Origin of the sequence: Amycolatopsis dendrobii, from assembly GCF_014145675.1 — a bacterium.
Classification (GTDB): Bacteria; Actinomycetota; Actinomycetes; order Mycobacteriales; family Pseudonocardiaceae; genus Amycolatopsis; species Amycolatopsis dendrobii.
In genome coordinates this window covers 221,203-234,927 of the sequence record NZ_JACGZW010000009.1, presented here as the reverse complement: position 1 = coordinate 234,927, position 13,725 = coordinate 221,203, and the positions used below count along the sequence as shown (strand labels likewise).

Below are 13,725 nucleotides of genomic sequence, written 5' to 3'. Positions count from 1 at the left end.
ACGCTCGGACGCTTGTGCCTTGATGCGCAAAGTGTAGAAGCGAGCACTTCAGGGTCACGTTCCGGGCGGTGTTCGGCGTGGCTACCCTGGTCCGCGTGACCCAAGCACCCGAGACACAGCGCCGCACGCTCACCGGCTGGGGCCGCACCGCCGGGACCGTCGCCGACGTGCTGAGCACCCGCGACGTCGACGCGATCGCCCGCGCCGTCGCCTCCGCAGGCCCGCGCGGGGTCATCGCTCGCGGGCTCGGCCGCTCCTACGGCGACCCGGCGCAGAACGCGGGCGGCCTGGTCGTCGACATGACCGTGCTGGACCGCATCCACTCGATCGACCCGGACTCCGGCCTCGTCGACCTCGACGCGGGCGTGAGCCTCGACAAGCTGATGCGCGAGGCGCTGCCGTACGGCCTGTGGGTCCCGGTCCTGCCGGGCACCCGCCAGGTGACCATCGGCGGCGCGATCGCCAACGACATCCACGGCAAGAACCACCACTCGGCGGGCAGCTTCGGCAACCACGTCGTGTCGATGGACCTGCTCACCGCCGACGGATCCGTGCGCACGCTCACCCCGGAGGGCCCGGATTCGGAGCTGTTCTGGGCGACGGTGGCGGGAATCGGGCTGACCGGGATCATCGTCCGCGCGACGATCCGGATGAAGAAGACGGAAACGGCGTACTTCTACGTGGACGCCGACCGCACCTCGAACCTCGACGAGACCCTCGGGCTCTTCACCGATGGTTCGGACCTCAACTACGACTACTCGATGTCGGTGCCGGACTTGATCTCGTCCGACAGCCGCCTTGGCCGTGCCACGTTCTCGCGCGGTTCGCTCGCGAAGCTCGACCAGCTGCCGCCGAAGCTGCGCAGCAACCCGTTGAAGTTCGACGCGCCGCAGCTGCTGACGCTGCCGGACGTGTTCCCCAACGGACTCGGCAACAAGCTCACCTTCGGCTTGATCAACGAGCTGTGGCAGAAGACCGTGCCCAAGAAGGGCGCGCGCGGCAAGATCCAGAACCTCACGCAGTTCTACCACCCCCTCGACATGCTGAGCGAGTGGAACCGCGCGTATGGCAGCAAGGGTTTCCTGCAGTACCAGTTCTCCGTGCCGTTCGGCGCGGAAGACCAGCTCAAGGGCATCTGCCGGGCCATCTCGCGGTCCGGGCACTACTCGTTCCTGAACGTGTTCAAGCGCATGGGCGACGCGAACCCGGCTCCGATGTCCTGGCCGGCGCCGGGCTGGATGCTGAGTGTCGATTTCCCGATCAAGAACGGGCTCAGCCGGTTCTGCGAGGAAATGGACGAGATGGTCCTTGACGCGAACGGCCGCCTCTACACCGCGAAGGACTCGCGCACCTCGCCCGAGACGTTCGCGCGGATGTACCCGCGGCTGGAGGAGTGGCGCAAGGTGCGCGCTTCCGTTGACCCCGAAGGCGTTTTCGCCTCTGACATGAGCCGGAGGCTCGCACTGTGATCGACGCGGTCGGTAACCCCCAGTCCCTGCTGCTGCTCGGCGGCACGTCCGACATCGCGCTGGCGATCGCGGAGAAGTACCTCGCGGAGAAGCCGCTGCGGGTCGTGCTGGCCGCTCGTCCTTCGCCGCGGCTGGAGGAAGCCGCGCAGCGCCTGAAGGATCGCGGCGCCGAAGTGTCCACTGTGGCCTTTGACGCCAAGGACCTCGCGTCCCACCCGAAGGTGCTGGACGAGGCGTTCGCCGGCGGCGACATCGACGTCACGGTGGTCGCGTTCGGCCTGCTCGGCGAGGCCGAGGAGCTGTGGCAGGACCACGGCAAGGCGGTCGAGCTGGCGACGGTCAACTACACCGCCGCGGTGTCGGTCGGCGTGGCGCTGTCGGAGAAGCTCAAGACCCAGGGCCACGGCAAGATCATCGCGCTGTCGTCGGTGGCGGGCGAGCGGGTCCGCCGGTCGAACTTCGTGTACGGCTCGACCAAGGCCGGTTTCGACGGCTTCTACCTCGGTCTCGGCGAGGCGCTCGCGCCACACGGCGTGCAGGTGACGGTGGTCCGGTCGGGCCAGGTCAAGACCAAGATGACCGCCGGGATGAAGGACGCTCCGCTGACCAGGACCGCCGAGCAGGTCGCCGACGTCGCGGTCGAGGCGGCGCGCAAGGGCAAGGAGCTCGTGTGGTCGCCGTCGGAGTTCCGGCTGGTGATGTCGATCCTGCGGCACGTGCCGCGGCCGATCTTCCGCAAGCTCCCGGTCTGACGTTGTCCCGGCCTGGCCTCCACCGAACGGTGGATGCCGGGCTGACCGGCTCGACGATGTCCTGAGGTGCCCGCCGCGCCGAAACTCAGGGCATGGGGAACGAATTCCGCTCTTCGCTGGCCGCGCTGCTGATCGATCTCGGCGCACCAGTCGGCGGCTATTACCTGCTCCGCGCCTTCGACGTCCCGCCGGTGTGGGCACTGTTGCTGAGCGGTCTGCCGCCCGCGCTGCGCGTGCTGTACACGCTGGTCACCCGGCGTCGCGTGGACGGGATCGGCCTGCTCGTCCTGATGTTCCTTGCGGTCGGCCTGGCCACCACGCTGATGACCGGCGACGCCCGGCTGATGCTGGTGCGCGGAGCCTGGTTCAGCACGCTGGCGGGAGTCTGGCTGCTCGCGAGCCTGGTCGTCGGCCAGTACCCGACGACTTACCAGGCGGCCCGCGCGCTGTTGCCCGGCCGCGGCTCCCGGCTGGACTCGGCGTGGGAGGCCCGTCCGTCGTTCCGCCGGACGTGGCGGACGCTGACCGTGGCGTGGGGCGTCGGCAGTCTGGTCCACAGTGGACTCAGCATCGGGATGGCGTACACGCTGCCGGTCGACGACGTTCCCGCGCTCGATGCGGGGCTGTCGATCGCGTTCTTCGTCGGACTGCAGGTGATCACGCAGATTCTGCTGCTCCGGGAAGGCACGTTCGGTCAGGTGCTGCGTCCGTCCACAGTGGACTAGTCGCCGGACGGCGGGTGCAGCCCGTCCACCAGCCGGGCCGGATTCACGCCGAGACCTTCGGCGAATTTGAGCAGGTTGTGCAGGTTGATGTTGCGCAGCCCGCGTTCGACCTGGCTCACAAACGTCCAGTGCACGCCGGCCAGTTCGGCCAGCTGTTCCTGGCTCAGCCCCGCGTCGTTGCGGAATTCGCGCACGCGCTCGCCAATGGTGCGAGTCGCGGCGGAGAGCGGAGGCTTGGCCATCGTCGGTTAATCACACACGTCTACCGCCGCCAAGGCCAGAGCAGGAATGATCAGAGCATGAATGCCTATAGCGTCTGCGTCTAGCTGGAGGCGGCGTTTCCGAAATTGCTACCTGTTCTCAATTGCAGACACCAACACCACGCGGGTAATCAATCGGCTACCGTGCTGATGGCGATTGTGGAAGGGGGCGCAGGTGCGGGAGGACGTCGTTGAGGCGGTGACCCTGCCCGTCGAAGCACTCTCGGTCGTCTGGGACATGCTCGACCTCGGTGAACAGCATCCGATGCTGCGGGCGAAGCGAGTCTGGGTCAAGGCAGGCGCACACCGCGAACTTCACGCCGCCACCATCGATCTCCTCGCCCGGCTCGGCCTCGCGGACAACGACGCGCCGTCCGCGTATTTGCGCGGCACCCTGCAAGTGCTCGCCGAAGCTGAACGCGAGTACTTCGCCTGGTCGGCATTTCGCGGCGGAATCCAGCGGACCGGCATAGTCGCGCAACGAGAACAAGCCGCGATTCTGGTCTCCGCGCAGGACGGTCTGGTCGAAATACAGCCGACCGCCCCGACCCGCCTGGCCACGACGCTTTTCGGCACACTTCCGCAAATCCCCGGCGCACCGGTGCGTTCAGTCTCGGTAACGTCCGCGACCGACGCGGCTCCAGACCCGTTCGACGAGACCAACAGCCACGAATACCTCGCCTCGACCCTGAACCAACCCGCGGAAGCGACACACGAACTCTACGTCGCGCGCCGCGCGAACGGACGACACCTCACCGGCGGCCCGATTCTCGCCGCCGACGTGAACACCGGGCGAATTCTCACCTATCCCACGACCGACGGCCGGACCGAACTCATCTCCGGCACCCCGCGCGCGATCGTGAAGATCCTGAACGACACCTTCGCCGCGCTTTAGCCCAGTACCACCGGGCAATGCGGATTCGGCGTCTCCGCCAGTTCGATCATCGCCTCCAGCCGCTCGCGAGTGCGTTCGAGACCGGAGATGTACTCGTCGAGCCGGGCTTTCTCCGCGCGCAGCCGGACGCGCGACTCCGGCGTGCTGACGCCAGCGTGCAGGCACGGCATCAGCTCGCGGATAGTCGCGCTGGACAGCCCGGCCGCGTAAAGCTGCTGGATCAGCCCGACCCACGCCACCGCGTCCTCGCCGTAGCGGCGCTGCCCGCCGGACGTGCGCGTCGACTCGATCAGCCCTTGCTGCTCGTAGTAGCGCAGCGAACGCACGCTGACCCCGGCGCGCTCCGCCACCTCTCCGATCCGCATCCGACCCCTCCGTGATCCGCCGCACAAACACGAGAACCTGACATCGACGTCAGGGTCCAGGATAGCCGTTGTCCTCTTCCGACGGCTTTTCCCAGGAGAACCCCATGCAGATCGCAGGCTCGACCGCGCTGGTCACCGGTGCCGGACGCGGGCTCGGCGCCCACTTCGTCCGCGCCCTGCTGGACCGCGGCGCGGCCAAGGTCTACGCCACCTCTCGCCGCCCGGTCGACCTCGAGGGTGCCGTGTCGCTGCCGCTCGACGTCACCGATCCCGGCTCCGTCGCGGCCGCCGCTGCTGCCGCCCCGGACGTCGACCTCCTGATCAACAACGCCGGAATCGCCTCCTTCACCGACCTGGTGACCGGCGACCTGGATGCGATTCGGCGAGAAATGGAGACCAATTTCTTCGGCCCGCTTCGGGTAATCCGGGCATTCGCGCCAGGGTTGAAGAATGGCGCGATTCTGAACGTCCTATCCGCCCTGTCCTGGGCGACCTACCCGGGCTCCGCGGGATACGCCGCGTCGAAATCGGCGGCGTGGAGCATGACCAACTCGGTGCGGCTGGAGCTTCTGGCCCAGCACACGCTGGTGAGCGGCCTGGTCATGGCCAGCACCGACACCGACATGATGGCCAGCTTCGACATTCCGAAAAACGACCCCGCCGACGTCGTCCGCGCCGCATTGGACGGCGTGGAGGCGGGCGAAATCGAGATCATCGCGGACGCGGACAGCGCGACGGCGAAAGCCGGGCTGTCCGCGCATCCGACGGTGCTGTACCCGGCGCTGCTGGGGGGCTGAGGCCGGGCGGGCAGAGATTCTGCGCGAATGAGCTGTTCGCTCAGCTGCCCGTTCCGGAGCTGGTGCCGCCGCCGTTGCCGAACCCGGGGCCGTTGTTCTGGTTGCCGCCGTTCTGGCCGTCCGGAACGCGATGCCGTGGGCCGGGGCCGCCGTCGTTGAAGCGGTGGCCACCCTGGTGCTGGCTCATGCCGGGCCGGCCGGGGTGGTGCGTCGCGGCCATGACGCCGCCGACGATGCCGCCGCCGACGGCCAGTCCCAGCACTCCCACCGCGACCAGCTGCGTGGCCCGGTGGGCGACGAACCGGCGGAAACCGCTCTGCTTCGGCGGCGGCAGCGGCATGCCCCACGGGCCGGGTTGCGCGAAGTGGCCGGGCTGATTCGACTGCTGACCAGCCGGTTCCCCAGTGGGAGCGGCTTGGCCCGCCTGCTCGGCGGTCGGCCCGGGCTGACCCGACTGGCTGGTCTGCTCGGCGGCCGGACCGGCCTGGCCCGCGTGTTGTTCCGCGGACGGCCCGGGCTGGCTCAATGGGCTGGTCTGCTCGGCAGGCGGCACCGCCTGCCCCTGCCGCGCGGCTTCCGCAGCCGCCCCCGGCTGACCAGCCGCACCCTCGCCGGAAGAGTCCCCGACCTGGCCGAACTGCTCGGTCGGCTGCTGTCCGGCGGGCTCGCCGGGCGAGGGGTTCTTGTCGTCGTTCATCGTCGGTCCTCCGGGCTGAGCGGGCGGGAGGCGGGGTGTCCCGGCTCCCACCCCGAGGGTGACCGTCGATGCTGTGGAGAAGCTGAATCCCAGCTGTGTACTAATCCGACCAAAAGCAGGCCGCCCGGCACGTAGCCGTTGCTACGAAGTCATTAGGCCGTGGCTGTGGTCGGATTAGTACCGATTGGCACAGTAATACGCGCGCCGTTCACAGGTAGAACGACAGGAACAGGGTCACGACCCAGGTCGCGCCGAGCACCTGCAGCACGCGGTCCTTCAAGGCGATCTCGTCGGGCGCGCCGGCGTTGCCGCCGTCCACGTCGACCGCGTAGCGGAGCACCGCGATGACGAACGGGACCATCGACACGACCGCCCACACCGAGTTGTGCTCGGCCTGGCGGATCTCGAATGCCCACAGGCAGTAGGACATGATCAGGATCGCCGCGGACGTCGCCCACACGAAGCGCAGGTAGCTCGCCGAGTACTTCTTCAGCGAGGACCGGATCTTCGCGCCGGTGCGCTCGAACAGCATGATCTCCGCGTACCGCTTGCCCGCCACCATGAACAGCGAGCCGAACGCCGTGACCAGCAGGAACCACTGCGACATCGCGATGCCGCCGGCGACACCGCCTGCCACCGAGCGCATCAGGAAGCCCGAGCCGACGATCGCCAGGTCCACCACCGGCTGGTGCTTCAGGCCGAAGCAATAACCGAGCTGCACGGCCTCGTAGACCGCCAGCACGATCGCCAGCCGCCAGTCCGCCGCGAACGACACGGCGAGCCCGGCGAGGAAGAACACCACCGCCGACGCGTAGGCCACCGGGACCGGGACGATGCCAGCCGCGATCGGGCGGTTGCGCTTCGTCGGATGGGCCCGGTCGGCCTCGACGTCGACAGCGTCGTTGATCAGGTAGACCGACGAGGCGGTGAGCGAGAACGCCACGAACGCGATCAACGCGTCGATGACCAGCTCGGTCCGGTTCGTCGCCTTGGAGAACGCGAAGAACGGCGCCGCGAAGACGAGGACGTTCTTCACCCACTGCTTCGGCCGCGCGGTTTTGATCACCCCGAGCACGAGGCCCACGGGGCTCGTGCCGGAGGTCGGGGACGGGGCGGCCGGGGATTCAGGCTTGTCGGCCTTCTCGGTCTTTTCGACCTTCTCGGTCTCCTCGGCCACGTCGGTCTTTTCGGCAGCCGGCTCCGTCGCTTCTGCGGATTCGGCCGTACCGGACGCGTTTTCGGTTCGCTCGTCGGTCGTTTCGCTCATCGCTTCTTGGTCAGCTTCCGTCGGATCAGACCGCCGACGACGCCTCCCAGGGCGGCTCCGGCCAGAACGTCTGTCGGATAGTGAACGCCGAGCAGCAGCCTCGAGGCGAGCATCGGCGGTACCAGGGCGGGGACCAGGTTACGCCCGGTCAATCCGGAGTAGAGCACCGCCGCCGCTGTCGTCGACGTCGCGTGCGACGACGGGAAGCTCAGCTTGCTCGGCGTGCCGACCAGAACCTCCACGCTGGGATGGTCCGGACGGCGCCGCCGCACGACGCGCTTCACGGCGATCGACGCGGCGTGCGCGCCCACCACTCCGGCCGACGCGACCAGCCAGTCTTTGCGCCGGTCGCGGTCCACCGCCGCTCCGAGCAAGCCCAGCGCGAACCATCCCGCGCTGTGCTCCCCGAACAGCGACATGCCCCGCGCGACCTGCACCGTGCCCGGCTTCTTCAGCACCTTCTGGGTGCTGGAGAGCACAGCCACCTCACCGCGCGGGGTGTCCTTCTCAAGCATCGATCGACCCGTCCAACGGCGCACCGTCGGTCAGGTGCGGGGCGATCTTGTTGTCGAACATCGACAGCGCCGATCCGATCGCCATGTGCATGTCGAGATACTTGTACGTGCCGAGCCGTCCGCCGAAGAGCACGTTCTTCTCGCGCGCCTCGGTCTTCGCCAGCTCGCGGTAGCTTTCCAGCTTCTCGCGGTTCTCGGCGGTGTTGATCGGGTAGTACGGCTCGTCGTCTTCCTTCGCGAAACGGGAGTACTCGCGGAAGATGACCGTCTTGTCCTTCGGGTAGTCCCGCTCCGGGTGGAAGTGGCGGAACTCGATGATCCGGGTGTAGTCGACGTCGGCGTCGTTGTAGTTGACGACCGACGTGCCCTGGAAGTCGCCGGTCTGCGCGACCTCGGACTCGAAGTCGACGGTGCGCCAGGTGAACCGGCCCGCCGAGTAGTCGAAGTAGCGGTCGAGCGGCCCGGTGTAGACGGTCGGGGTGCCCGCCGGGATGTGCTCGCGGACGTCGAAGTAGTCGACGTTCAGCCGGATCTCGATGTTCTCGTGCTCGGCCATCTTCTCGAGCCACGCGGTGTACCCGTTGACCGGGAGACCCTCGTAGGTGTCGTTGAAGTACCGGTTGTCGAAGGTGTAGCGGACCGGCAGCCGGGTGATGATGTTCGCGCCGAGGTTCTTCGGGTCGTTTTCCCACTGCTTCGCGGTGTAGTCCCGGATGAACGCCTCGTAAAGGGGACGGCCGATCAGCGAGATCGCCTTCTCCTCGAGGTTCTGCGCGTCCTCGGTCCGGAACTCGGCGGCCTGCTTCGCGATGAGCTCGCGCGCCTCGTCCGGCGTGTGCGACTTGCCGAAGAACTGGTTGATCATGCCGAGGTTCATCGGCAGCGGGTAGACCTGCCCGTTGTGCTTGCCGAAGACCCGGTGCTGATAGCCGGTGAACTCGGTGAAGCGGTTGACGTACTCCCACACCCGCTTGTTGGACGTGTGGAACAGGTGCGCGCCGTAACGGTGCACCTCAATGCCCGTTTCGGGCTCGACCTCGGAGTAGGCGTTGCCCCCGAGGTGGTGGCGGCGCTCGAGGACCAGGACCTTCTTGCCCAGCTCGGCCGCGGCCCGTTCGGCGATGGTCAGGCCGAAGAAACCGGACCCGACGACGACGAGGTCGTAACCGCGAAAGTCGTCTTCAGTAATCTTGGCGGAGTTCGTGTGCTCGCTCACGGGCGCTCAGGGTACGCAGTCGCGCGACCGCGTCCCGAACCGACCTCGGCATCCCGCCAGGTTTTACCGGCACTACACACGTGAGAAGCATGCCTGCACCAGACACCTTCTGGACCTATCTCGGCGCGGTCGCCAGCTACGTGGCCGTGCTGGCAGTCCCGGGCGGCCTCATCGGCCGGGCCGCGGGAGTGCGCGGGTGGGCCCTCGCCGGGCTCGCGCCGCTGCTCAGTTATGCCGTCACCGGCCTGGCTGGGCCCTGGTTGTCGACTGTCGGTCTCCCGTACAACGTCTTCACCGCCGCGGCCTGCACGCTGCTGCTGGCCGGGGTCGCGTGGGGGATCCGGCGGCTCTGCCTCGTCCGCGGCTGGATCACCCCGGGCGCGGAGGAGCCTCCGGTCGCCTGGAGCACGCGCGCGCAGTGGTCGGTCGCCGCGTGCGTCGCGGTGGCGACGGCGCTGTCGATCGCCGTGGTGCTGTCCGCGCGCGGCGGGACGACGGCGGTCTTCCAGCGCTGGGACACCGTCTTCCACGCGAACGGCATCCGCTACATCGCCGACACCGGCGACGGTTCGCTCATCGGCATGGGCAAGATCAACTGGTACCCGGACGGATCGTTCTATCCGAACGGCTATCACCTGGTCGGCGCGCTGGTTTACCAGATCTCCGGGACGAGCATCCCGGTCACGCTGAACGCCATCACCATGCCGGTCGCGGGCATCTTCGCGCTGTCGATGGTCGCCCTGGTCCGCCAGATGGGCGGCCGCGCGGTATTCGCAGGCTGCACAGCCCTGATCGCCGCTGCTGCGACGACGGGCGCGTACGAGTCGGTGTCGAGCGGCCTGCTGCCGTACGCGCTGGGGATAGTGCTCACGCCGCTGACGGTGGTCGCGCTGCAACGCTTCCTCGTACGCCCGGGCGTCGACACCGGCCTGGTGTTCGCGCTGGCTGCGGACGGTCTGCTCACCGCGCATTCGAGCGCACTGTTCGGTGGCGTCCTCTTCGCGGCTCCGCTGGTGCTGCAACGCTGGTACCGCTCGCTTCGCGGGCTTCGGGTGGACGGTGTGCCTGAAGGGCGCAACGGGCTGCGCGTGATCGGCGGCGACATCGTGCGCACAGTGCCGGTCATGGTGGCCGCAGTCGTCTTCGCCGCGCCGCAGATCCTGGGCGCGATCAGCTTCACCTCCGGCGCGTACCCGTACCAGCCGTGGAACTCGGACCTGCCGGTCCTGTCGGCGCTGAACATGCTCGGCACGTTCCAGCAGGTGCTGCACACGCCGCAGCTCTGGCTCACCGTGCTGCTCGTGGTCGGCGTGCTGGCCTTCCGCACGCTCGACCGGATGCGCTGGCTGGTCCTGTCCGCGATCGGGCTGTCCGGGCTGTTCGTGCTGGTCACGTCGTACGGCGCCTCGCCGCTGGTCATCTCGCTGTCGCGGCCGTGGTGGAACGACCGGTTCCGGCTGATGGCGCTGGCCGCGATCCCGCTGTGCCTGCTCGCCGGGCACGGCATGGCGGAACTGCAGCGCTGGACCGCGCAGTGGATCCGCTCGATCGGCTGGGCGAAAGCGCGGCCGACGGTGGTCTCCCGGCTCGGGATCACGGCGGCGGCGGTCGTCGTGGCCGTGACCGCGGTGCTGACCGGCGGTTTCTACCGCACCGCGAACGCCACCGCGGTGTCGTTCCTGTACTACAACGGGCCGGAGGGCGAGGTCACGCCGCCGGTCAGCCCGGACGAGATCGCGGCCATGGAGTTCCTCGGCCGGATGCACATCCCGTCCGACGAGAAGGTGCTGAACGACCGGCTCGACGGCACCGCGTGGATGTACGCGCTGACCGGCGTGCACCCGGTGGCGGGCCACTACGACGGCGGCGGCCCGGTCTCGCCGGACGCGACGTACTTGGCGCTGCACTTCCGCGATTACGACCTCGACCTGCGCGTACGCGAGGCGGTCCAGCGGCTGAAGGTGCACCACGTGCTGGTGGGCAGCGGTTCGATCGCCAGGGGCGCACCGATCTCCCCCGGCCTGCGCGACCTCATGGGCAGCGATTTCCTGCGGCTGGTCTACCGCAATCCCGGCGCGCAGATTTACACGATCATCAAGTGATCCTGGCGGCCGCGACCTGGGTGGTCGCGGCCGCCAGAGGTCATTCGGCCTTGAGGCCCGGCAGTACTTCTTCGACGACCTTTTCCAGCACCGATTCGTGCCCCTCGTACGGCCCGCTCGAACGCGGCCAGTGCGCGATGACGTCGGTGAAGCCCAGCTCACGGGCCCGTTCGGTGGCCTCGCGGAACGCCGCGACGCTGCTGAGCGAGAACACCGGCGCCGCGTCGAGGCTCAGGTACCGCTGGATGCCTGCCGGTTCGCGGCCCGCCGCCTCGAGCCGCTGGTCGAACGTGCGGACCAGCTCCTCGATGCCGGTCCACCATTCGTCGAGGGTGGACCCGCCGCGCCCGGTGGTGACCCAGCCCGCGCCGAACCGCGCGGCCAGCGTCATGGTGCGCGGGCCGTTGGCCGCGACCAGGAACGGCAACCGAGGGCGCTGCACCGTGCCGGGCAGGTTCCGCGCGCCGCGCGCGGAGTAGTACTCGCCGGAGAAGTCGAAGTTGTCGGTCATCAGCAGCCCGTCGAGGGCCTCGACGAACTCGGTGAAGCGGTCGACCCGCTGGCGTGCGGTCAGCTCCGGGGCGGCGAGCACCTGCGCGTCGTAGCGCGAACTGTCCACGCCGGCTCCGACGCCCAGCACGAACCGCCCGTCGGACACGTCGTCGAGGGTGATCAGCTCGCGCGCGAACGGCACTGGATGCCGCGCGACCGGAGAGGCGACGAAGGTGCCCAGCCGGATCGTGGAGGTGACCATGGCCGCCGCGGTGAGGGTGGGCACAGCGGAGAACCACGGCCCGTCGACCAGCGATCGCCAGCCGAGATGGTCGTAGGTCCACGCGTGGTCGAAGCCGTACTCCTCGGCCGCGCGCCATTTCGGCTCGGCCGCCCACCAGCGGTCTTCAGGAAGAATTACGATGCCTGCTCGCACGAGGCCGACCGTAACGTCCGGCACTGACATTCGCTCGAACGGGCGGCGACCGGGAGAATGGGACGCGTGGAGAAACCCCGGTTGATCGCGTCCGATGTCGACGGCACCCTGCTCGGCCCCAGCGAACAAGTGACCCCGCGCACGGTGTCGGTCGTGCAGCGGGTGCTGGCCGACGACGTGCCGTTCGTGCTGTGCACCGGCCGCCCGCCGCGCTGGATCGCGCCGATCGCCGGACCGCTCGGGCTGACCGGCTACGCGGTGTGCGCCAACGGAGCCGTACTGCTCGACATCGGCACCGACTCAGTGGTCGCGGTGCACGGCGAACTCGAACCGAAACTGCTGCACGACCTGGCCTCGGCGCTCGACAAGGCATTGCCCGGCTGCCGGCTGGCCGCGGAACGGATCGGCACCGGATCGGTCGACCACGAGTTGCGCAATTTCGTGATCGAGCCGGAGTACCACAACCCGTGGGGCGACGAGGAGAGCCGGATCGCGCCGCGTGCCGAGATGCTCGGGAAAACCGCGATCAAGCTGCTGGTCAGCCGACGCGGGATGACGTCGGAGGAGATGGCCGAGGCGACGAACGCGGTGCTCGACGGGGCGGTAGACGTCACGTATTCGTCCTCCGGCGGGCTGATCGAACTGTCCGCACACGGCGTGACGAAGGCGACCGGGCTCGCGGACATCGCCGAGCGCTTCGACGTGCCCCAGTCGTCGGTGATCGCGTTCGGCGACATGCCCAACGACGTCGAGATGCTGCAGTGGGCCGGACACGGCGTCGCGATGGCCAACGGCCACCCGACCGTGCTGGCAGTGGCGGACGAGGTGACCGGACCGGCTGCGGAGGACGGGGTGGCGCAGGTGCTGGAGCGCTGGTTCTAAGCGCCCCAATGTGGCATTGGGTGCGTCAGATGCACCCAATGTGGCGTTCGGTGCGCTCAACGCACCCAATGTGGCATTGGGGCGCTCACGAACGGCGGTCGAGCTCAGCGGCTTCCTCGGGCGTCGGCGCGCTGCCGCCGAGGTGTGCGGGCAGCCACCAGCGTTCGGCGTCGCTCTCCGGGGCCTCCGGGTACTCCGCCTGGGCCTTCTCCAGCAGCTCCGACATCCGGGCGCGCAGGTCCGTCGTCAGCGCTTCGCACGAGTCCTCCGGGCCCGGGCGCATCGGCTCGCCGATCACCACCGAAATCGGCACGTGCCTGCGGGTGAGGTCCCGCGGACGGCCCTTCGTCCACAGCCGCTGCGTGCCCCACAGCGCCATCGGGATCACCGGCACGCCCGCTTCGGCGGCCATCCGGACCGCACCGGTCTTGATGTCCTTCACGGTGAACGACTGGCTGATCGTGGCCTCCGGGAAGACGCCGACGACCTCGCCCGCACGCAGCCGCGCCACGGCCTCGTCGTAGGACGCCTGCCCGGCGGCACGGTCCACCGGGATGTGGTGCATGCCGCGCATGAGCGGACCGGCGACCGAGTTGCTGAAGATCTCCTGTTTGGCCATGAACCGCACCAGCCGCTTCGCCGGGCGGGCGCCGAGGCCGCAGTAGATGAAGTCCAGGTAGCTGACGTGCGTGCAGGCGAGCACGGCGCCGCCGCGGGCGGGCACGTGTTCGGCGCCGGTCACCCGGAGGCGGTTGTCGAGCAGCCGGAACATCAGCCGCGCGGCGACCAGGACGGGCGGGTACACGAAGTCAGCCATGTGCCCAAGGCTACGGGACCGTAGGTTTCCCGCCGGTA

General features: G+C 68.7%; 15 protein-coding genes. 7 read left to right on the top strand and 8 right to left on the bottom strand.

All coding sequences use genetic code 11. The features are described from left to right. The first annotated feature begins 95 nt into the window (after positions 1-95). From dprE1 to H4281_RS26785, 3 genes are all read left to right on the top strand, one after another. Positions 96-1,469 (top strand): decaprenylphosphoryl-beta-D-ribose oxidase, encoded by a 1,374-nt coding sequence (gene dprE1, locus H4281_RS26795; RefSeq protein WP_182893686.1) that lies wholly within the window; start codon positions 96-98, stop codon positions 1,467-1,469. Then, positions 1,466-2,221, top strand: a complete 756-nt coding sequence (gene dprE2 / locus H4281_RS26790; RefSeq protein WP_182893685.1) for a decaprenylphospho-beta-D-erythro-pentofuranosid-2-ulose 2-reductase — start codon at positions 1,466-1,468, stop codon at positions 2,219-2,221. Before dprE1 ends, dprE2 begins: the two co-directional genes overlap by 4 nt. Positions 2,222-2,313: 92 nt before the next feature. Beyond that, on the top strand, positions 2,314-2,946 hold the full coding sequence (locus H4281_RS26785; protein ID WP_182893684.1) for a VC0807 family protein: 633 nt from the start codon (positions 2,314-2,316) through the stop codon (positions 2,944-2,946). Here H4281_RS26785 and H4281_RS26780 read toward each other — a convergent pair. Next, on the bottom strand, positions 2,943-3,188 hold the full coding sequence (locus tag H4281_RS26780; RefSeq protein ID WP_182893683.1) for a helix-turn-helix domain-containing protein: 246 nt from the start codon (positions 3,186-3,188) through the stop codon (positions 2,943-2,945). The genes H4281_RS26785 and H4281_RS26780 overlap by 4 nt on opposite strands. A 193-nt stretch (positions 3,189-3,381) precedes the next feature. Here H4281_RS26780 and H4281_RS26775 point away from each other — a divergent pair, with 193 nt between their 5' ends. Further along, positions 3,382-4,101, top strand: coding sequence for an ESX secretion-associated protein EspG (locus tag H4281_RS26775; protein ID WP_312872185.1), 720 nt, complete (start codon positions 3,382-3,384; stop codon positions 4,099-4,101). Here the strand turns inward: H4281_RS26775 and H4281_RS26770 are convergent. Further along, positions 4,098-4,466 (bottom strand): MerR family transcriptional regulator, encoded by a 369-nt coding sequence (locus tag H4281_RS26770; RefSeq protein WP_182893682.1) that lies wholly within the window; start codon positions 4,464-4,466, stop codon positions 4,098-4,100. The two genes, H4281_RS26775 and H4281_RS26770, sit on opposite strands and share 4 nt — an antisense overlap. A gap of 104 nt (positions 4,467-4,570) precedes the next feature. Between H4281_RS26770 and H4281_RS26765 the strand changes: the two genes are divergently transcribed. After that, positions 4,571-5,263, top strand: coding sequence for an SDR family oxidoreductase (locus tag H4281_RS26765; protein ID WP_182893681.1), 693 nt, complete (start codon positions 4,571-4,573; stop codon positions 5,261-5,263). Positions 5,264-5,303: 40 nt separating this feature from the next. On the opposite strand, the gene H4281_RS26760 is transcribed toward H4281_RS26765, so the two are convergent. The 4 genes from H4281_RS26760 to glf all read right to left on the bottom strand — a co-directional run bounded on the left by H4281_RS26760 (position 5,304) and on the right by glf (position 8,958). Beyond that, a complete protein-coding gene (locus H4281_RS26760) occupies positions 5,304-5,960 on the bottom strand; it encodes a hypothetical protein (protein ID WP_182893680.1) in 657 nt (218 codons plus the stop codon). A gap of 208 nt (positions 5,961-6,168) precedes the next feature. Then, a complete protein-coding gene (locus tag H4281_RS26755; RefSeq protein ID WP_182893679.1) occupies positions 6,169-7,227 on the bottom strand; it encodes a decaprenyl-phosphate phosphoribosyltransferase in 1,059 nt (352 codons plus the stop codon). Beyond that, positions 7,224-7,742 carry a phosphatase PAP2 family protein gene (locus H4281_RS26750; RefSeq protein ID WP_134664121.1) on the bottom strand — a complete coding sequence of 173 codons (519 nt, stop codon included), beginning with the start codon at positions 7,740-7,742 and terminating at the stop codon, positions 7,224-7,226. Before H4281_RS26750 ends, H4281_RS26755 begins: the two co-directional genes overlap by 4 nt. After that, positions 7,735-8,958, bottom strand: a complete 1,224-nt coding sequence (gene glf / locus H4281_RS26745) for a UDP-galactopyranose mutase (RefSeq protein ID WP_182893678.1) — start codon at positions 8,956-8,958, stop codon at positions 7,735-7,737. Before glf ends, H4281_RS26750 begins: the two co-directional genes overlap by 8 nt. An 89-nt stretch (positions 8,959-9,047) precedes the next feature. Here glf and H4281_RS26740 point away from each other — a divergent pair, with 89 nt between their 5' ends. Further along, entirely contained in the window at positions 9,048-11,060 is a 2,013-nt protein-coding gene (locus H4281_RS26740; RefSeq protein WP_182893677.1) for a DUF6541 family protein, read from the top strand. A gap of 40 nt (positions 11,061-11,100) precedes the next feature. Here the strand turns inward: H4281_RS26740 and H4281_RS26735 are convergent, their stop codons facing one another. Continuing rightward, the gene (locus tag H4281_RS26735; protein ID WP_182893676.1) at positions 11,101-11,988 is read right to left on the bottom strand and encodes an LLM class flavin-dependent oxidoreductase; all 888 of its coding nucleotides are present in this window, start codon (positions 11,986-11,988) and stop codon (positions 11,101-11,103) included. 57 nt (positions 11,989-12,045) lie between these two features. Here H4281_RS26735 and H4281_RS26730 point away from each other — a divergent pair, with 57 nt between their 5' ends. Next, complete coding sequence (locus H4281_RS26730) at positions 12,046-12,870, top strand: HAD family hydrolase (RefSeq protein WP_182893675.1); 825 nt, start codon at positions 12,046-12,048, stop codon at positions 12,868-12,870. A gap of 85 nt (positions 12,871-12,955) precedes the next feature. On the opposite strand, the gene H4281_RS26725 is transcribed toward H4281_RS26730, so the two are convergent. Further along, positions 12,956-13,687, bottom strand: a complete 732-nt coding sequence (locus H4281_RS26725) for a lysophospholipid acyltransferase family protein (RefSeq protein ID WP_182893674.1) — start codon at positions 13,685-13,687, stop codon at positions 12,956-12,958. Positions 13,688-13,725 lie beyond the last annotated feature (38 nt).